The sequence below is a fragment of the Bifidobacterium sp. WK012_4_13 genome, from assembly GCF_041080835.1.
Taxonomy (GTDB): Bacteria; Actinomycetota; Actinomycetes; order Actinomycetales; family Bifidobacteriaceae; genus Bombiscardovia; species Bombiscardovia fermentum.
The window spans coordinates 2,279,775-2,299,132 of the sequence record NZ_CP129683.1 but is presented as its reverse complement, the minus strand read 5'-3'; the positions used below and the strand labels follow the sequence as shown (position 1 = coordinate 2,299,132).

At 57.2% G+C, this 19,358-nt stretch carries 14 protein-coding genes and 1 tRNA gene; 1 reads left to right on the top strand and 14 read right to left on the bottom strand.

Annotated features, from left to right (window positions below; translation table 11 throughout):
- Positions 1-12: 12 nt before the first annotated feature.
- The 5 genes from QN062_RS09320 to QN062_RS09300 form a co-directional block, all read right to left on the bottom strand.
- Positions 13-2,103, bottom strand: coding sequence for a glycoside hydrolase family 32 protein (locus QN062_RS09320; protein ID WP_369341524.1), 2,091 nt, complete (start codon positions 2,101-2,103; stop codon positions 13-15).
- 3 nt (positions 2,104-2,106) lie between these two features.
- Positions 2,107-2,787: a YesL family protein gene (locus QN062_RS09315; protein WP_369341523.1), complete on the bottom strand. Its 681-nt coding sequence runs from the start codon at positions 2,785-2,787 to the stop codon at positions 2,107-2,109.
- 116 nt (positions 2,788-2,903) lie between these two features.
- Entirely contained in the window at positions 2,904-3,863 is a 960-nt protein-coding gene (locus QN062_RS09310) for a carbohydrate ABC transporter permease (RefSeq protein WP_369341522.1), read from the bottom strand.
- An 18-nt stretch (positions 3,864-3,881) separates the two neighbouring features.
- Positions 3,882-4,940 carry an ABC transporter permease gene (locus QN062_RS09305; protein ID WP_369341521.1) on the bottom strand — a complete coding sequence of 353 codons (1,059 nt, stop codon included), beginning with the start codon at positions 4,938-4,940 and terminating at the stop codon, positions 3,882-3,884.
- 39 nt (positions 4,941-4,979) lie between these two features.
- Positions 4,980-6,587 carry an extracellular solute-binding protein gene (locus QN062_RS09300; protein ID WP_369341520.1) on the bottom strand — a complete coding sequence of 536 codons (1,608 nt, stop codon included), beginning with the start codon at positions 6,585-6,587 and terminating at the stop codon, positions 4,980-4,982.
- A gap of 432 nt (positions 6,588-7,019) precedes the next feature.
- Between QN062_RS09300 and QN062_RS09295 the strand changes: the two genes are divergently transcribed.
- Positions 7,020-8,225, top strand: a complete 1,206-nt coding sequence (locus QN062_RS09295) for a glycerate kinase (RefSeq protein WP_369341519.1) — start codon at positions 7,020-7,022, stop codon at positions 8,223-8,225.
- Between the two features lie 205 nt (positions 8,226-8,430).
- On the opposite strand, the gene QN062_RS09290 is transcribed toward QN062_RS09295, so the two are convergent.
- From QN062_RS09290 to QN062_RS09250, 9 genes are all read right to left on the bottom strand, one after another.
- Positions 8,431-9,699, bottom strand: a complete 1,269-nt coding sequence (locus tag QN062_RS09290; RefSeq protein ID WP_369341518.1) for an AGE family epimerase/isomerase — start codon at positions 9,697-9,699, stop codon at positions 8,431-8,433.
- 219 nt (positions 9,700-9,918) lie between these two features.
- A tRNA-Ile gene (locus QN062_RS09285) sits at positions 9,919-9,992 on the bottom strand.
- Positions 9,993-10,228: 236 nt separating this feature from the next.
- Positions 10,229-10,768, bottom strand: a complete 540-nt coding sequence (locus tag QN062_RS09280) for a DUF3180 domain-containing protein (protein WP_369341517.1) — start codon at positions 10,766-10,768, stop codon at positions 10,229-10,231.
- On the bottom strand, positions 10,765-12,045 hold the full coding sequence (locus QN062_RS09275; protein ID WP_369341516.1) for a dihydroneopterin aldolase: 1,281 nt from the start codon (positions 12,043-12,045) through the stop codon (positions 10,765-10,767). Before QN062_RS09275 ends, QN062_RS09280 begins: the two co-directional genes overlap by 4 nt.
- A gap of 44 nt (positions 12,046-12,089) precedes the next feature.
- The gene (gene ftsH, locus QN062_RS09270; protein WP_369341515.1) at positions 12,090-14,186 is read right to left on the bottom strand and encodes an ATP-dependent zinc metalloprotease FtsH; all 2,097 of its coding nucleotides are present in this window, start codon (positions 14,184-14,186) and stop codon (positions 12,090-12,092) included.
- A complete protein-coding gene (gene hpt / locus QN062_RS09265; RefSeq protein WP_369341514.1) occupies positions 14,183-14,746 on the bottom strand; it encodes a hypoxanthine phosphoribosyltransferase in 564 nt (187 codons plus the stop codon). The genes ftsH and hpt overlap by 4 nt, the downstream gene beginning before the upstream one ends.
- The gene (tilS, locus tag QN062_RS09260; protein ID WP_369341513.1) at positions 14,733-15,833 is read right to left on the bottom strand and encodes a tRNA lysidine(34) synthetase TilS; all 1,101 of its coding nucleotides are present in this window, start codon (positions 15,831-15,833) and stop codon (positions 14,733-14,735) included. Before tilS ends, hpt begins: the two co-directional genes overlap by 14 nt.
- A gap of 223 nt (positions 15,834-16,056) precedes the next feature.
- Positions 16,057-17,481, bottom strand: coding sequence for a D-alanyl-D-alanine carboxypeptidase (locus QN062_RS09255; protein ID WP_369342594.1), 1,425 nt, complete (start codon positions 17,479-17,481; stop codon positions 16,057-16,059).
- A gap of 85 nt (positions 17,482-17,566) precedes the next feature.
- On the bottom strand, positions 17,567-19,195 hold the full coding sequence (locus QN062_RS09250) for an ABC transporter permease (RefSeq protein ID WP_369341512.1): 1,629 nt from the start codon (positions 19,193-19,195) through the stop codon (positions 17,567-17,569).
- Positions 19,196-19,358 lie beyond the last annotated feature (163 nt).

Sequence of the window (19,358 nt, the reverse complement as noted above, 5' to 3'; positions counted from 1 at the left end):
AGGTGAAGTTCTTCAGTCCCAGATGCCACGAAGCTCGCGGACTTCCACCTTCGCTTGGCCGTTCATGGCCTCATCGAACTGCGCTTGGAACATTCCATCCTCACCATTGCACGCGCTGAGCACAGCGGCTGCCGCTTCCCCGTGGTTGAGGAAGATCTCCGCGATGCCTCGGTCATAGAATATCTCCATGGTCCTTGCATCGCAGATGCCGGAGCTGAGATGCAATGAGTCCGTGTTGGACCCATGGGTCGCTATCCGGGTGATCCCCTCCTGCCTGACGAGATGGAGGGAACCACGTTGCGGTTCGGACGCGATCTCAATGTCGAAGTCCGAATCATCGGGAAGCTCGATCCTTGCATAGTATGCATTGCCGGAAATGCGTTGTCCGGCCACACCGCACCCACAGGATTGTCCGGTCTGCGCCGAGGATCTCAGCAGCACCTTTCCCAGCAACTGGTCGAAGACTTCCCTCACGGGATAGCTTGTGAGCCTTCCATCCCGGACGTGCAGTTCCCTCGGCAGCGTCATGGCTCCGTTTGCGCGATGCTCGCCTTCCCGGCGCACGCCAAACCAGTCGGCAAGCCAGCCGATGGCTATGCGTCGCCCTGAATCATCGCCGAATGACTGCACGGCATAGAAGCTCGTGCCAAAATCGCACAGGCCACTCGTCCTTGCCGTGAAGCGAGGCTGGCGTTCCGTGCCACGAAGCTCGAGGTCACCCGAATACCATACGACCGGCTGGAACCTTCCACCTCCATCCCTGTATTTCATCAATGCCGCAACGGCGACGTCGTGCCCATCGAGAGGGAAGAAATCGGGGCATTCATAGGTGAAGGCCTCGGGATGCTCCGTATCGGCGAACATGGGTCCGATGTATCTCCATGCATCTGCATCGTCGAGCCGCGTATCGTCATCCGCAACGAATCCGGCCAGCGCGGGGACTCGGGCGTCGTCTGCCGCGTTCGCTCCGGCCTCATCCATGGAATCCAGCGCGAACCATCCTCGCCTGAGATCTGAGCCCGGTTCCCAGACATATGCGTAATGCTGCTCCTGCACATCCTTCCTAGGAAGGTTCGAGGCCACAGTCATCAAGGTCATGGGCTTCGATTGGTCACACTCCGCCTTGAATCGCCATTCAACCTTCGGATCGCGAAAGTCTCTTCCGAGTTCATGCCCGATGCCGCCGACGAGTGGCCGCTCAACGACCGTATGCTCCTGCTCGACGCCTATCCCGTCGTAGCTTACGCATGTGGTCTGCGATTCGACCAGCGATTCGGGGTCGCCCCCTTCCTCGATGTGCCTTGTCAGGAAGAATCGCATGGCATGGGCATCATCGCCGGCGCAGGGGCGACCCTGAGCATCGATCGGCACGGCGCTTCCGGAGAATGCCCCCCCGGAGAGATGCTCCGACTCATCAAGCTCCTGCTGGGGGAAGAGCACGACAGGCAGATGCACCCAGTGAATCAGATCCCTGCTCGCGGCATGGCCCCAATGCATGTTGTCCCATTGCCAGCCGTATGGATTGAGCTGGTAGAACATGTGGTATCGCCCCTGGAACTGGCACAGGCCGTTGGGATCGTTCATCCAACGCTCGAATGGTTCAAAATGGACCTTGGGTCTGACATTGCCCTCATAGAATCGGCCAAGGTCCTCGGCGACCTCCACGTCGACTGGATTCCAGCGAGGATCTTCGCGATCCGAGCGAGACTGAAGCTCGCCAGCGGGGGCTTCCCCGCCGTCTTCGCCGTCACTCCTGACATGATTCGGTCGCAGCTCGCAGGCCGATACCGTCAGGTAGCTGACTCCCCTGTCCAGCAGGTCTTGGCCGCCTGAAAGATATGCCATCGAGATACGCGCATTGCTCACAGCCAGGGAATAGTTGGCGTGCCTTTCCAGGTCGAAGGTGACGTGCCGCCTTCGGCGTGCGCCGTCGAGAAGCTCCCGGACGGGACTTTCCGAGTCGTCGCATCTCAGCTCGACGCCAGCGGCGATTCCCTGATTGCGACGTTCCACGAAAAGTTCCAAGCGTGTGTATTCGCCACTGGGAAAGCCCTGCTCGTCGATTGTTTCTGTGATGGGCATTGACTGCGCTATAGAGCTCATCGATTAGTCCTCCGTGTTGTTGCTGGGCGTGGCGACGCTGAATCGCGTGCCATGAATATCCATTCCAGGAAGTCTCGCATATGAGAAGACGGTGATGGACGAAAGAAATGCCGGAACGGACAGGCCGAACACGACCAGAATCCCGGGCCATGTGTACCAGGCCCACACCGTAAGCATGAAGAGTGCCGCCGTTATCAGACTGCAGAGAGGTCGTGCAACGACCATCTGCAATGTCGTCTTGATGGCCCAGCGGTTGGATTCATTGAAGTTCGAACGCAGAACCCAGCTCAGCAGCGTAAACATTCCGACGAAGACCATGATGACGACCAGGGCGCCCGAGATGCCGATACCGATGGTTCCGCCGATATCGTGCCAATTGACCATCCAATAGTCAACGATCAGCAGGAGCCACACGCCAGACAGCGACCAGCCAAACTCATTGGCAGAGCGAATCTCGCCCTTCCAGAATCCATGGAAGGTCGACCATGTCTTCCTCACCGACCAGACTCGATCCGAGCTCAGCAGCCACAGGCGATATGTGGAGTGGGCGGCCGCGATCGAGGGAAAGAATCCGACGATAACCGCACCGAGCAGCGTATGGGCGACCATGGCGACGTTGACGGCGAATATCGTCACGATCATGCGGCATATCCGCTCATACCTCAGCGAAAATCTAGACAGCATATCAATCCTCGTTTCCATTCGGGAAAGTTCATCGATCATTGCCAGCGTCACGCATGCGGCACGTCGCTCGGCCCTGACAGGCCCGTCGTTCCAGCGTCTGCGCGCGCTCCGGGCGATCAGCCCTTTACCGCTCCGATCATGACACCCTTGTTGAAGTACTTCTGCAGGAACGGATACATCACGAGCAGAGGCAAGGTCGAAACGATGATCACGCCATATTTGATCTGTTCGGCGAAGCGCTGCGCGGCGACGGCGGTCATGCCCGCCGTGTTCGAGTTGGTCTGGTTTGCCAGCAGTATCGATTGGAGCACGTTCTGCAACGGTTCCTTCGTGGAATCACGGATATAGATCAGACCGGTGAAGTAGTCGTTCCAATGGCCGACGAAATAATACAGCGCAATCACGGCGATGATGGCGCTCGAAAGCGGCAGTACGATTCTCATGAAGTAGCCGAAATATGACATGCCGTCTATCTGCGCTGCGTCGTGGAGCTCTTCCGGAATCGACGTCTCGAAGAATGAGCGAGCGATGATCAGATTGTAGACGCTCACGGCTCCTGGAAGAATGAACACCCACATCGAATTGAGAATGCCGATCTGCTTGTACAGCAGATAGCTTGGAATCAGCCCGCCACCGAAGAACATCGTGAAGGTGAACAGGAACATGATGATCCTTCTCGGCCTGAACTCGGATCGAGACAGCGCAAACGCCGCCGGAAGCGTGACGACCATGTTGAGGACCGTACCCACGACTGCATAGAGCAGGGTGTTCTGATAGCCGTTCCAGATGCGTGAATCCTCGAATATTCTCGTGTAGCCCGTGAAGTTCGTGCCCTGCGGCAAGGCCACGACCTGCCCGATTGCGACCTTCGTGGGATCGGAGAACGACGCTATGACTATGAACCAGAGCGGATAGAGCACGACGATGACGATCGCCAGCACCACGAGGCCGATGACTATGTCCGCGACGTGGTCGGATATCGTCTTGCTCTGACCATGCTTGCGATTCCAAGGTATCTCATCGCCGCTGACCTTCTGCGGCTGCCTGGAACCGGTATTCTTGCTTGTAGCTGCCATTGACATATCCATTCCCCTTTAGAAGATGCTGGTTTCGGAAACCCTCTTCGAAATCGCGTTGGCGATGACGAGGAATACGAAATTGATTAACGTGTTGAACAGACCTATGGCCGTCGAATACGAGAACTGATTCGAGACGATGCCGATCTTGTAGGTATAGGTCGAAATGACCTCGGATGCGGATAGGTTCAAGGCGTTCTGCATCAGGAAAACCTTCTCGAATCCAACGTTGAGGATGCTTCCCATGTTCAGGATCAGGAGAATGCCGCAGGTTGGCATGATCGTTGGAAAATCGACGTAGCGTATCAGCTGCATCCTGCGGGCGCCATCGACCTTGGCCGCCTCGTAGAGAGAGGTGTCGACGCTTGACAATGCCGCCAGATAGATTATCGAATTCCAGCCGACGTGCTGCCAGACCTCGGAAATCCAATAGATCGGCGTGAACAGGTCCGGATTGCCGAGCAGGCTTGTGTCTCCAAAGAATCTTCCCAGCAGACCCGTGTCCGGTGTAAGGAAAATGCTGATCATCGCCACGATCACCACGGTCGAGATGAAATGCGGCATGTAGGTGATCGTCTGGACGAATCCCTTGATCTTCTTGCTGCCGATCTGGTTGATGAGCAGTGCGAGGATGATCGGCGCTATGAAACCCATCACCATGGTCCACAGACTGATGGAAATCGTGTTCTTCATGATGTTGCCGAACATCGGAGATTCCAGGAACTGCCTGAAATACTTCAGCCCCACCCAAGGGCCTCCTGCGAGGCCCTTGCTGGGTACGAAATCTCGGAAGGCGAGCTGAACGCCATACATGGGGACATAGGCGAAGAGCCCGATGAAGCAGATTGCAGGCGTGACCATAAGCCACAGCTGCCAATAGCGCCTGAAGTGTTCGGCCAATCTCGCGAAAGGCCCAGCATTCCTGCGGTATCCCGGATCCGTTCGACGGGGTCTGCGGGTCCGTTTTCTGGATTCGGCCGTTGCCGCCACTGGAACGATTTGTGTTTCATTCTGCAGTCCAGGATTTACCTGTGTCTGCCCAGCGGATACGCTGGCAACAGTTGCGCTTGCACTCATTGCGCTTCCCTTCCGATGATCGTGTTCTAACCGAGGCTGCTACTTGGTGTACTGGTTGTAGTATTTCTGCCAGAGCTGCACGTTCTGCTTGAGTCCGACGCTGTTGAGCTTCGAGACATATGCGCTCCAGTCAGATTCGATGCCACCCTTCTGTATCCAGGTCGCGGTCTTGGTAAGGGCATAGTTCATGACAGCGGTGTTGTTGTTCGTGATGGTCGTCTGGTCGTCGGCATCCGGTCGCACATAGATCGGCATGACGTCCTTCGTCGTGTCGACGTTCTTGTATGCCGAATCATAGGCCGTGTCAGCCTCGCGAAGAGCCTCTCCCGCCTTGTCGTTCTTGATCGTCGCGGTATCGGGAATCCATCCGGCGAAACGGTCGGCGGTCGCCTTGCAGGGGTTCTTGGTGGTTGAATCCGCACAGCGGTCGCTCACGGTGAAGGTGCTGCCGGATTGGGTCACATCGTCCGGAATGTCGCCGTAGTACTGCTCCACCGAGATCTTCTTGCTATACAGTGCGTTGACGACCTTGTAGATCGCGGATTTGTTCGGCGCGTTCTTTGAAACGGCAATCGCATGGTTCTGCAGCTCAGTCAGTTCCTGCGAAGAGTCCCAGGTGACATCCGAAGAAGATTCAGATGCCGTCGCCTTCAGCGACGGCAGCGCGACATATTGATCGGCGAGCGTGCCAAAGTCCGTCTTGGACCAACCGACGATCATGCCACTCTTCGCGGTCTTTCCGTCGCTTACGGTGTCGGCGGTTATCGCAGAGTCCTCTCTGGTGAGCGCATCTGCAGGAATCAGACCCTTCTGCATCAGGCTGTGGAGATATTCGACGACCTGCTTGTATTCATCGCTGACCAGGAAGTTCCCGACCTTGCCGTTCTTCACATAGATTCCTTGGAACGACGGCGATGTGCCGGCGAAGCTGGTCGTGATGCCAAGAGAATTCAGAAGCACGAAGGGATTCCACAGCGTGAAGCCGGTGGTGTCGATTCGACGCATGTTGAAGGCGACTTCATCGGCCTTGCCATTCCCATTCGGATCCTCGGTCTTGAACGCCTCGAGCACCTTGGTCAGCTCGTCCCATGTCGTCGGCATCTTCAGACCAAGCTTGTCGAGCCACGTCTTGTTGATGAACATGTGGTTTGACGAGACGCGGTAGGTTTCGCCGCGATCCGATGGCAGAACGTAGACCTGGCCGTTCTTGTCGGCGACCATTTTCTTCGCGCTTGGCTGCGTCTCGAAGAATTTCTTGACATTCGGCATGGCGGACATGTGCTTGGAAAGATCCTCGAAGTATGAATACTGGGCGGCATCCGTCGGGTCGAAGGTGAAGATCGACACGTCTGGGACGTCCCCGGAAGCGAGAACCGCCGACTTCTGCTGGCTCCATGAGGAATCCGCGACATCGTCCCACTTGATCGTGCAATCGCAGGCAGCCTCGATGTCCTTGGTCCAGCCCATCGTCTTCATCGCGACATCGGTCGAATACCTTGTTATAAGAATCTTGACTATTGGCTTTCCATTCGCGTCAACAGTCGCAGTGCTGTTACTCGAATTTCCACAGCCTGATAATGCCATCGTCATTGCCGCTGCAGCAGATACAAATGCCAGTATCCGTTGCCGAGCACCTCGTCGTGCCATAATCTTGTTCCTTTCATCTATGCATCTTCGTCTGCCACATCGCCTTCTCCGATGCGACAAGCCCCTTGCTTCCCTGACGAACTCGCGACGTTCTGAGAGTCCGATAGCCTCAATGCCGGGATGCATCATTCACAATAGTACGTCAATCGTTTTACGTCAAACGATTGACAGAACCCGTGTCTCGAATGATTCCACAAGTGTCCCTGATCGGTATTCGGCATGGAAACTCTCATCTCAATGCCGCCGAATCCATCCGAAGACCTTCGCAGAGATCGGCGCGTCACGAGGGACCATGAGATCGACAGTTACACCGTGATTTTGCGGTTGCACAGTGATTCGGCCCCAGCCACGGAGATGGCCCGTTCCAGCCATATCATTGACGTGTGCCACTATGCTGGGCATACGATGCTTTCACCTTAGTTAAGGACGACCATGCGCTATCTTCTTGCTCCTGATTCATTCAAGGAATCCGCCGACGCCACCGAAGTCGCGTTGGCGATGCAGCGCGGCATCGTCGCCAGCGACCCTTGCGCGCAAACCAGGCTGCTGCCTCTTTCCGATGGAGGCGAGGGGCTGACGCTTGCATTGGTGAACGCGACGAATGGTTCGCTTCGCACGGCTCAGGCCCATGACGCACTCGGCAGACCAATCACCGCCACATATGGGTTCCTCGGCCCTCAGCCGGGCACGAAGCAGCTTCGCACAGCAGTGATCGAGCTGGCTGCGGCAAGCGGCATCGAGCTCATTGCCCCTGACGAGCGCAGGGCGACCCTCGCTTCGACCTTTGGCACCGGCGAACTCATCATGGATGCGATCGGCGCGGGAGCGGACCGCATCGTGCTCGGCCTTGGTGGCAGCGCAACCACAGACGGTGGAAGTGGCCTGGCACGGGCATGCGGCTTCCGCTTTCTCGACGCCCACGGCAGCGACATACCCGAGGGCGGTGGCGCATTGAACCAGCTTGACCATATCGCTGCGCAGGATGCCGATGCGCGCGCAGCGTCAATTCCTATCATCATGGCGAGCGATGTCACAAATCCACTGCATGGCAGCAATGGTGCCGCTCAGATATTCGGCCCTCAGAAGGGAGCCTCGCCCAGCCAGGTCAGGGAGCTTGACTCGGCTCTGACTGCATTCGCCGATGCCATCGGGCGTCTCAATGGCCGTGATGTGCAGGATGCCCCAGGCGCGGGAGCCGCAGGAGGCTCCGGTGCGGGTCTGCTCGGGCTCTTCAACGCGCACGCCGTTCCAGGCATCGATCTGGTGCTCGAACTGGTCCATGGCGAGGAGGGATGCGATTGGGCCGACATCGTCATAACCGGCGAAGGTTCGATCGACGGGCAGACATCCCATGGCAAGGTTCCCAGCGGAATCGCTCGTCTGGCACGATCCTGCGGCAAGCCGACGATTGCTGTCGGAGGGACCATCAAGCTCAGCGCCGACGAGCGAAAGGATCTTCGATCCGCTGGAATAGTCGCCACATTCGCAATCGCACCCGGTGCGGCGACGCTGCCCACGCTGCTGGCCGATGCACGGGCCAACATCGAATCCACATGCTTCTCGATAGCCGGCCTGGTCTCGGCGGTATCAGCAAGCAAGTCCGGCGAGATCACCGACCCGCATGACGCAACCCTATAGCATTCGCGACAGTTCGGGCAGCGGCGCGGATCGAACGAGACACTGACGGTGCCTATGGAATCAAACAGAATGCCGGCATCGAACATACTCGATGCCGGCACATTGCTGCAGGCTTGCAGCCCATCTGAATCGTACGGTGCGGGGCGTCGTCAGGTCTGCCAAGCATACGATTGCGACGAGCCTGCACTCCATCGGCGATTCACGCCTAGATTCGCTCCTGATACGCCTTGAAGGCAGGAGCCACCGAGACGGAGGGCTCCAGATATGGAATAAGGGTGCATTGCAGGGCATGATACAGATCCGACTTCCCTGGCCAGACCGTGCCAATGACTCTGTTCTCACAATCCAGCTGATGGAACCACGATCCATGTTCATGATCGATGAGATATTCGTCGATGTAGGCCCAAAATCGCGAATACCATGCTGCGAAGTCCGCGTCGTCATCCAACGAAGACAGGGTCGCCGCCGTGTTCACACCTTCCGCGAGCGTCCAATGCATCCTGTCGGTGACGACGGGCCTGCCACTCCAGTCGGTGGTATAGGCAAGTCCAGGCCAGTTACCTGGAGTCGTCGCCCAGCCATCCTCGACGGCGCGTCTGAACAGGTGCTTCGCCGCATCGATAAGGCGCTGTCTGTAGGCCCCATCGATGGTGGAATCGCTCAAGGCATACTGTGAGATCAGCCTCGCCCATTCGATGCCATGGCCGGGCGTCGCGCCATAGGGCTTGAACTGGTCGTCCTTCTTGTCGGCATTGTATTCGAGATCGGGAGTCCAGTCGGATTCGAAATGCTCCGGAATCCGCCAATCGTTATGCTCTGACCATGCAACGACGTGGGCCACGATGCGGCCCGCACGCTTGCGCCATATCTCGTCCTCAAGCACATCGGCCAGTGCAAGGAACGCCTCCGTGGTATGCATGTTGGCATTCACGCCACGGTATGAATCAAGCTTGGTGAATTCGGTGTTCCATGTATCGACTGCGAGACCTTCCTTCTCGTCCCAGAATCGTTCCATGAATGTGCCGGTCGCCTCATCAAGGAGCTCCTTCGCCCCGGGTCGACCGATCAGCGTGGCGGATGCACCTGCCAGCATCACGAAAGCATGCGTGTAGCAGATCTTTCCAGATTCGGGAACTCCGTCCTGTGAGACCGATGGGTACCAGCCTCCGTTGGCATCGTCATGCAGGATTCCCGTCAAGCCCTTCAACGCCGCATCCACAAGCTCCGTGGAACCCTCATGACCGGCGATGACCCCAAGGGCATACACATGCGCCATGCGGCACGTGATCCACGTCTGAATTCCTTCGCTTGGATCTGGATTCCCCACATCGTCAAGCCAGTATGCCCCTCCCTGCGGGGCGGGAAAGTCATGTCCGAATCCGAAAAGATCCTCGCGCACATTGCGCAGGAATTCACGGTTCTCTTCGGTCCCAAGCCTGTATGCCTCGGCATTGGTCTGTTTTTTCAACGACATTGTTGTACCTCTTTCTTTAGAACCAACAGCACGAGGATATCAGTTCGTATCGAAAGATTCAGGATTATGAGTTAAGAAGGGAATGCGTGTTAAAAAGCATCGTGAATTAAGCAAGGATCGTAGTGTTCCGCGTTGCCGATCGTTAACGCATCAATCGTCTGAATGGCCGGGAGTCTTGCGACCTCCGACCATTCTTACTCCCAACTGGGATTTCACGGGTGGGGCCTCAGGGGCTTGAACCCTGGACCGAACGATTATGAGTCGTTTGCTCTAACCGACTGAGCTAAGGCCCCCCTGTGCCAAGAACACATGCATCACAAGCACGCCTGCGCATGGCAACTTTCTCATACTACCAAAGCGGCAGAACTTTCAGCGCAGGAATGTCGCACACCGGCATGCCGGTTCATCGACAGTCCTCAAGCTCACAGATTCGATAACTCGTCCGAATGTGGGACGCACACCCAGCAAGAGACGGCCACGTCGAATTCCATCTCCTCGCAGAGCGCATGCAGACGGTCTCACCAACGAATCAGCTTCTGTGCAGCTTGTTGTATGTCTTGTTTGCACGCGACTGCGCCAGCTTGCGTTTGCGTTCGCGTTCCATGGTCTTCGGATGCTCCGGCCCCTCTCTCGGCGGGAGCTGACACAGCCATTCGCTGATGATGCCGACTACCATGTCAGCGATCGAGACCACAGTGCATATCGCACATTCGATTATCACCGTACGGTAGTACTGGGCCTCTGCATGGGACAGACTCATGACCAGCTGCATGCCATACCAACCAGCCAGTGCAGCCCCTGCCAAGGCCAATGCCTTGGAGATGACCAGAGTGTTCACCGCCCTGATCGGATCGATATCATCACGGTCGCCCTTGACATAGAGATGAACCTGATATGCCTCGAAGAACACATAGATGCCAAGCGCGACGAGCAGCACAGGCACCACCCAGGGAGCGCCCATCATCGAGAACTCGCTGGACACGGTCAGAGCGGTGACTGCAAACCCTGCCGCCGCGCCAATGACGATGGCCACGAGATAATACCACCACGGCGTGCGTCTGGCCTTCATACTGCACCTCCGAGAATCCAGGTATCCGAGACTTTATTGATATTGCGCCTGTTCGGGGCATCGCGCAACATATCCTTGAGCATGGTGCCGATCTCGATCGAATCAGGCCGCCGGATCGATGCATTCAAGTCATTCCACGGTGCAAGAATCTCAGCATGTTCGGCAAAACCGGCGTGTTCGGAAGACTCAGCATGTTCGGAAAGCCCAACGTTTTCGGCAAAGTCGCCACTGGGTGACGAAGCATCCGACCCGACACCATGGTTCCTTGACCGAAGATCAAGCAAGGTCGCGCGGATCCCATGTCGAGTCTGTGAGACATCCCCGGCCGATCGCCCACCTCGCAGGTGGGAGGACTGCAGCAAGGCCAGCGATGAGTGAATGCCGGCATCGTCCAGCGTCGTCTCGACCATCACCACCGCATGGAACGAATCCATCTGAGTGACTGCGATGCACCTATACAGAGGAGAGATGCCGAGCACCTGGTTTCCCGGAACGCTATCGATTCCCACCACTGCCATTCGCAGAGCGTGCTGAGCCTCGTCCGCACCGTTCGGCGCCACAGGGGTCTGCAAGGCGATCACCGCCTGCCTCGTGTGCACGGACCTGCCATCCCGGCCCACGGCGGAATCCGAGTCAGTCGAGCGATGCGAGGAAGCCGCAGCCGCTGACCCCGCTGTGAGTCCAGACGCGGATTCCACGGTATGTTCCACGTGAGGTTCCAACGCGGATTTCAACGTGGATTTCAACATAGGTACCGTCCGGCATTCCTCCGTTGATTGTCTCGTTTGTGCCGGGGAATGCCCTGTCATCCCGTTCACGTCTTCTGATGATTGAGCGTCATCGACGTGTTTCAACGAGTCTTCGCGACTCGAACCACACTGAATCGTGACCGAGACATCATCGACATGAACCCCCCGAATGCAACGTACCCTGTGCGCCGTGACCTCCACAAGCGAAATGCGGTGAGAAAGCAGGACCGACTGAGCTACTGCATATGCCAGAGCCTCGAGCAGACCATTGCCCTCGCTTTCGATGACGGACGCCGCACGATGCGCCAGCTGCTCATAGTCCACGGTCTGCGTAATGTCAGCGGACACACCGGCCTGATGGAGGTCGCAGTAGGCGACGATATCGACGCTCACCTCATTGCGGCGATCGGCACCAGAGGCATAAGGCTTCCGAAGGCCGGAGCTGACGCTGGAGGAATCAGGCCCATCGTATGTCGAGCCACCACCTCGCCGCTCCGGTCTGATGCCGGTAAGTCTCATCACATCCATCTATGACCTCTATGACCCTCTATGATGACCCGTATGGTCGTCGATCACTCGCCCGCGTTCATGCCAATGCCACGCTTGAGTGACTCTGGAATCTCTACGGGTGGGATGTTCGAGTCCGGACGTGTGCTGTCGGAAAGCCAGACATCACGCACCGGAGCCTTCACGATTCCGGAGAAGACCTGCTTCAGTTCCTTTGCGTTCAGCGTCTCCTTGACCAGAAGCTGACGCACGAGCTCATCGAGGATATGACGATTCTGGTTGATGATGTCCCAAGCCTCGGAATGTGCGTTCTCAACGAGCTTGCGGACTTCGTCATCGATGATCTGCGCTGTCTCGTTCGAATACTTTCGAGGCTGCAGACCATCCATCACGGTCGTCTGGTCATCGTCGTCATCGGCCCACTTGATCGCGCCAAGCTTGGCCGAGAACCCGAACTCGACGACCATCTTCCGCGCGATCTTCGTTGCCTTCTCGATATCGTTCGAAGCACCGGTCGTAGGGTCGTGGAACACGACCTCCTCGGCCGTTCTGCCTCCCATCGCATAGGCCATCTGGTCAAGCAGTTCGTTGCGCGACTGGGAATAGCGATCCTCCGTCGGCATCACCGCCGTGTATCCAAGAGCTCGTCCGCGTGGAAGGATCGTCACCTTCGTCACGGGATCGGTGTTGTGCAGGGCAGCTGCGACCAGCGCATGCCCGCCCTCGTGGTACGCCGTATTACGAAGCTCGTTAAGCGCCATGCCCTTGGATTGACGGCGCGGGCCGGCCTGCACTCTGTCGATTGCCTCATCTATCGCGCGGTTGTCGATGAGCTGGGCGTTCGAACGTGCGGTAAGCAACGCGGCCTCGTTCAGCACGTTGGCGAGATCTGCGCCGGTGAAGCCCGGCGTGCGGACTGCCACGACATGCAGGTTGACGTCCGGCACGAATGGCTTCCCCTTCGCATGGACCTTGAGGATCGCCTCGCGGCCTTCCAGATCAGGAGCCTCGACGCCCACCTGACGGTCGAAACGGCCAGGACGCAGCAGCGCAGGATCAAGCACATCCGGACGGTTCGTCGCCGCAATGATGATCAGATTCGTATCGTTGTTGAAGCCATCCATCTCGACAAGCAGCTGGTTCAGCGTCTGCTCACGCTCGTCATGGCCACCGCCCATGCCAGAGCCACGGCGGCGTCCGACGGCATCGATCTCGTCGATGAAGATGATTGCAGGTGCATTCTTCTTCGCCTCGTCGAAGAGGTCACGAACTCGCGATGCTCCAAGGCCCACGAACATCTCGACGAAGTCGGATCCTGCCATTGAATAGAAGGGCACGCCAGCCTCACCGGCGATTGCTCGTGCAAGCAGCGTCTTACCTGTTCCTGGAGGGCCATAGAGCAGTACTCCCCTAGGAATCCGTGCACCCAATGCCTTATATTTCGAGGGGTCCTTGAGGAAGTCCTTGATCTCTTCGACTTCCTCGACTGCAGACTGCTCGCCGGCCACGTCGGCGAACTTGGTCTTCGGCGTTTCGCCATCCAGCAGGCGGCCTGCGTTCTTCTTGCCACCCATGCCGAAAAGCCCTCCGCCTGACGATTGCATGCGGCTCATGAAGAACCAGAACAGGCCAAGGATTATCAGCAGCGGCAGCATCGACGTAATCAGATAGCTTAGGATGCTGGTCTGCGGCACGGTTGAGTTGTATCCCTTGGAAAGGGTGCTGTCTTCGACGGCCTTCACCACCTGGCCGCCCTGTGCGAAGACATAATAGAACTGAACGTTCTTGCCGTAATCGCGCGTGCGCCCGGTGTCTGGATCCTTCTTGCTGAAGTCGTTCTTCAGCTCAAGCGTCACCAATTGCTTGGTTTCCGTGATCTCGGCATAGTTCGCCTTGTTGTCGCGCAGCAGCGCGAGGCCATCCTTGGTATCGATGGTCTGGGTGCCGTTCATCGAGAAGAGTTGGAAAGCCGCTATCGCGAGCATTGCCAGAACAACGATCCACACCCACGGCGTTTGCCAGAATGGCCGCTTCCCATTCGCTCCTGAGTTGGGATCATCCTGCGAATGATTATTGAAAGGATTCATGTTGCCATTGTTGTTCGGCTTGTTACCGTTGTTGCCCAACGGCGGACGGCCTTGCGGACCTTGGGGATAACTCATGCCTGCTCTCCTTGATACACCTCTGGCTTGAGGACTGCGATGGAATCGAGATTTCTATACTTTTCACCGAAATCCAAACCAAATCCAACTACGAATTCATCTGGAATGTCGTATCCTCGGTACTTTACGTCAACTTCCACTTCTCTACGTGACGGCTTCTCCAAGAGCGCGAAAACCTCTACAGAAGCAGCCCCTCGGCGTTTCAAGTCTCCGACGAGCCACTGCAGCGTGTTCCCCGAATCCACGATGTCTTCAACGATGAGCACATCGCGACCTGTGATGTCAGTACTCAAATCCTGACGAATGGTGATGGTGCCCGTTGATTTGGTGCCCAGACCGTACGATGACAGACTCATGAAATCCATCTCAACAGGAATGCTCAACGCCTGCGAGAAGGCTGTGAGCGTATTGACCGCACCCTTCAAGACGGCAACAAGCAGCAGGGATTTCCCTTGATAATCCTTGCTGACCTGTTCGGCGACCTCTTCGATCTTGGATTCAATTTGCTCTTTCGAGACCAGTTCATGGTCAATATCGGATTTAATATCAGCGATTTGCATGTCCACCATCTTTGCATAGATGAATGACGTTACTCTGACGATTTGCTGAGAATCCTAGCGGAAGATTCACTTCTCCCTGTCCATGCCAATCTGCGATAAGTCCGTCAATCGACTCGACGTTCCTGCTGGATACGGGAATTCCCAGACGATTCAGGGCGATGACGATCACTCGCTTGCGCAGAGCGGCATGCTGCGTCCTGAGCGGCTCCACGCTGAGTTCCAGCGTTTTCCGATCGCAATCGCACGATGCTTCATGCAATGACCTTGCGGCAAGGTCCCTGGCACTCGCATCAAGAAATTCCGTATCCTCGCGCGCCTGCCTGACGTTGCCAGTCAAAAGCGCAGTGGCGTCGCCTCCGACGAAGTCATCAAGAAAGGGCACAAGATCGTGACGAATCCGAGACCTCAGCGGGTATTCGGGGGGCAATCGCTGCGAGAACGCGACACCGTCGCCATTCGTGGGATCATCCCACCACTCAAGCCCTGCAACCGTGCACAGCTGTGTCGTGTCGGCACGTCTCAGCTTCAGCAGAGGACGAATGAACCGAACATCGCCCTTGATCGAAACAGCAGGCATGCCGGCAAGCGCCTGCGTGCCGGTCGAGCGCATCAGTCCCATGATGATCGTTTCCGCCTGGTCGTCAAGGGTATGCGCGAGCAACACAGCCGACGCCCCTGTCCGCTTCGCGCATTCGACGATGGCCGCATACCGTGCGTCGCGGGCATCAGCCTCTTCCCCCGCCCTTGACTTCTGGACCCTGATGGATACGACTGACACAGGGGTCAGACCCATCGAGGTGCATTGATCGGCTGCCTTCTGTGCAACGGCTCCGGAACCACGTTGAATGTTGTGATCGACGATAACGGCTCCACAGCGAAGTCCCAGCATTGGACAGACTATGGATGCGCAGTATGCGAGGGCGAGCGAATCCCTCCCACCTGAGCAGGCAACGAGCATGAGCGGGGCGTCTTCGGCGGCCTCATGTCTTCCATGCTGCGAAAAGATCCTGGATTGCATGCGGAAGCCCTGTCCCTCCAAGCTTCTTCGCATCTCACCGATCGCACGTTTCATGATTGCGGAATACATGAATCCATCTCCGACTCTCCTTGTGAACCCCGGAAAACTCATTTTCTCGATTCAAGGCGTCCTATTCTGACGAGATTCCGAGTTTTGCGGCAATCTCTAAGTATAAAAGAACAATTTCGGCAAAATACCGTCGGACTATCAACAATTTTCGGCATTAATACTGAGAGATTGCCGCAAAACTCGGAATCTCGCAAAAAATATGGGCCTCAGGACCGGATAAAGTTCACAGTTTCGGCAATTTCGCGACAAACTGGTTCACGGCCTGCTCCGCAGACCACATATTGGAACCGTTGTTGATGATGACTGCAAAAGTCAGCGCACCGCCATGGATTCTGGAGACATTCCCGGTCATCGCGGTGGCAGTCGACAGCGTTCCGGTCTTGACACGTATCAGTCCATTCATGGAGTTGTCCGCACTTCGACTTTCCGCAGTTCCGACAACGCCGACTACCGAGAGACCCTCTGCCTCCGCCGCCGCCAAACCCTTGGCAAGCAGTTTCTCCTGGACATCGGTCAAGGTGCTGACCGTCAGCGTCGAACCAGGACTCAGCCCTGAGCTATCGGCCATATGCAGACCGGTGACATTGATCCCATCTTTTTTCAGAACCGATTGCGTGGCCGCAGTCGCGCCGGCGGTTGAGTTGGCCTGGCCCATCTTCAAGGCAAGAAGTCGCCCGAACAACTCCGCCTCGGTGTTGTCCGAATTGCGAAGCATGTATGCCATTATCTCGCTCAGCTTTGCGGAGCTCACCGAAGCGATGGGCGAGGAATGCGAAGGAGCGGAACCGCTGGTTGCGGAACCGCTTACTTTGATTCCGGCAGCTGACAGACTTGTGACGAAGGCCTTCGCGGTATCGGATGCCGTGGTGGTCGATCGAGTCGGATATACCTCATCGTTATCGGGGTCGGAAGGTTTCGCGACGCTTCCGTCCCACTGCTTTCCACCATCGACCGCCATCGACGAGACAGGGGTGAAATAGCGCCATTCGGCATCATTTTCCTGTATTCCGGAAGGAATGCGATCAGAGCCGAACAACGAATCGTCGTAGCTGAGCGTGACCTGCGTGATGCCTCGCTGTTTCAATGCCGCAGCAGCTTTTGCAGCAAGCGTTGCCAGACCCGCGCGACCATTCACATGGCTCGTGTCGTTCTGCCCCGTTCCCAGCAGCATGTCCCCGCTGCCCTCCAGCACCAATTGAGCCAGTCCATTCACCGGCTGCACAAGATACACCTTGGTATCCAAGGTCGATCCCATGTTCAAGGTAGATGCTGCCGCATATGCTGTCAGCGTCTTCAGCGTCGAAGCCGGCTCCCGGGCGGTGGACGCGTTGACCTGGGCGACCGTCGTTCCTGATGAATCACGAATGATCGCCGACACGTCCGATCCGACGCCTTCGGCGCTCTTCAAGGTGTTCAGCAGACTCGACGCCTGCTTCGCGCTAATCGCCGTACCGGTCTCAAGCGTGCCGTCAATGCTTGCCGCCTGATACACCTCACGCGTCTGAGGGGCCGAATAGTGGGAGTATGTGGTATTGGTCAGCACGCCGGGAACGACGCCGAGAATGTCACCCGCGATGTATCCTGCCGAAACAGCAACCGTAACGAATGCAGTGACAGCGATCCTCCACGCCTTGCGATGCGAGCGCATCTGTCCGCCGGGCACGCTTGTGCTGTGACCTAACACCTAACCTCAATTCGTTGCCTAGATAACCACCGGATGTGCCAGAAGCCGATTATCGTTGCAATTCCGCGAAATGCGTCAACGTTTCGACGATCTTCAACTGACGTGCATCCATGATTCTACCCCCCAGGACTATGCCCAGCCATAAAACAAGCAGTCCGTTGACCAACGCCACGGGAATTGCGATCCAGAGCAATGTCATCCCCGAAAGCACGACGATCAGGATGACGGCAAGTGCCGTGGGAATCATCACCACACCCGAAGCGAGCATGGGTATGAATGGCAGGAATCCCTGAGAGACCGCCCGCCCCTGAGGCGAGGAGAACGGCTTGGCCAGGCTTGCCACGGGATACATGAACAGGCAGGAGCACACCTCCGCGACTCCCAGGCTTGCAAGATATATGCCCACGCCGCACAATATGCACACGAGTCCTATCGTCACAAACCGGCCGCCACGAAGGTCATACACCACAAGGCTCACTATCCCTATCAGCACCAGGTATACGCAGCCCATAAACGCCAGGACGCGCACGCGCCCGACTCTGTCATCGATGCCACGAACGCCGATCTGGACGTGCATGGTCAGTCCCATCCCGTCATATGCCAGGCCATTCGATTCCGGCATCATCATGAACAGCGCCGACATCAGCGGTGCCATGAACACCAGTTCCGGGAATGATGCGGATTGGATCGCGAACAGCCCCAAAAAGACGATTGGCATGAGCAGCACCATCGTCTGCCGGGGATCTCGCAGCAGATATGTCAGATATCGCGCGGAAATCGCACCCGAGACCGAGTCGGGCATCCGTGAGAACGATCCGATGCCCTTGCGAAGAACCACCTTTTCGGAAGCTCCTGCAACCAGCCGTTCACGCCGCATCAGCCATATCGAGGCGATGAAGCACAGCAGCCAGGTCAGCAGCAGCATCGCGACGCGAATGACGAAGAACAGCCAGTGGCCAGCCAGCGCATCGAATGGAAGCTGGAATCCAGCTCCGAACGGAGTCCATGCAAGCATCGAAGCGATGCCGGTGAAAAGTTCAAGGTGAAGCTGCTCGATGCCAAAGGAATTGATCACGATGTTCGGCCCGTTCGCGACGAGGATGAACACCAGGATTATCACGACGTAGAGGATGCTCTGGCTACGCCTTGACCGAAGCAGGCTCGTGGCAGCCGACATGATCAGCTTGGAGACGCTCACAATCGTGACCAGCGTCAGAGGCGCTGCGACCAAGGCAGCGACCACCATGACCCCGCCGTATGAACGGTACATGAGCGATATGAGGAAGCAGACCGCAAGGCTTGCGATGCCAGGAATCCCGCACAATCCTGAGAGAGTGAGACCGAATTGAAGTTCGCGGTCTCGCATGCCGAAGAGCGCGAAGCGATCGGCGCTCAGGGTCGACCCTTGGCCGAAAAGCATCAGCTGCAGAATCGCGGTCAGCAGAAATGCGAAGGTGCCGCCAACGATCATCACCGTGTTCGTCGCATGCAGCGCATTCCCATCAGGGCTGCGCCCAAGCAGCGAGCCAATCTCCCACGCTCCTCTGGCGACGCCTGCCACACAGCCGACGGCAAAGATGGCGCCGATGACGAATCCTATCGTCTGCCATGAGGATTTTCGCAGATACGCCCAGGTCAATGACCACCGCAGTCGCACTATCAGCATTGCAGTACGCATAAGAACCCTCTTCCCTCAATCAAGAACTTCATCGATCTCACTTCGCCGCGCGTGTTCCTCCGACTGATGCGACGTCAGCGTCCCAGACCACTCAGCACATCGTCATCGCGAGCCCGCCCCAGCCTCGGCCTTGACCCCAGCCGTGGCTTTGGCTTTGGCCCCA

Coding starts and splice junctions, on each gene's coding strand:
- QN062_RS09320 (WP_369341524.1), bottom strand. CDS start 2,103: ATGAGCTCTATAGCGCAGTCAATGCCCATCACAGAAACAATCGACGAG.
- QN062_RS09315 (WP_369341523.1), bottom strand. CDS start 2,787: ATGCTGTCTAGATTTTCGCTGAGGTATGAGCGGATATGCCGCATGATC.
- QN062_RS09310 (WP_369341522.1), bottom strand. CDS start 3,863: ATGGCAGCTACAAGCAAGAATACCGGTTCCAGGCAGCCGCAGAAGGTC.
- QN062_RS09305 (WP_369341521.1), bottom strand. CDS start 4,940: ATGAGTGCAAGCGCAACTGTTGCCAGCGTATCCGCTGGGCAGACACAG.
- QN062_RS09300 (WP_369341520.1), bottom strand. CDS start 6,587: ATGGCACGACGAGGTGCTCGGCAACGGATACTGGCATTTGTATCTGCT.
- QN062_RS09295 (WP_369341519.1), top strand. CDS start 7,020: ATGCGCTATCTTCTTGCTCCTGATTCATTCAAGGAATCCGCCGACGCC.
- QN062_RS09290 (WP_369341518.1), bottom strand. CDS start 9,699: ATGTCGTTGAAAAAACAGACCAATGCCGAGGCATACAGGCTTGGGACC.
- QN062_RS09280 (WP_369341517.1), bottom strand. CDS start 10,768: ATGAAGGCCAGACGCACGCCGTGGTGGTATTATCTCGTGGCCATCGTC.
- QN062_RS09275 (WP_369341516.1), bottom strand. CDS start 12,045: ATGGATGTGATGAGACTTACCGGCATCAGACCGGAGCGGCGAGGTGGT.
- ftsH (WP_369341515.1), bottom strand. CDS start 14,186: ATGAGTTATCCCCAAGGTCCGCAAGGCCGTCCGCCGTTGGGCAACAAC.
- hpt (WP_369341514.1), bottom strand. CDS start 14,746: ATGCAAATCGCTGATATTAAATCCGATATTGACCATGAACTGGTCTCG.
- tilS (WP_369341513.1), bottom strand. CDS start 15,833: ATGTATTCCGCAATCATGAAACGTGCGATCGGTGAGATGCGAAGAAGC.
- QN062_RS09255 (WP_369342594.1), bottom strand. CDS start 17,481: ATGCGCTCGCATCGCAAGGCGTGGAGGATCGCTGTCACTGCATTCGTT.
- QN062_RS09250 (WP_369341512.1), bottom strand. CDS start 19,195: ATGCGTACTGCAATGCTGATAGTGCGACTGCGGTGGTCATTGACCTGG.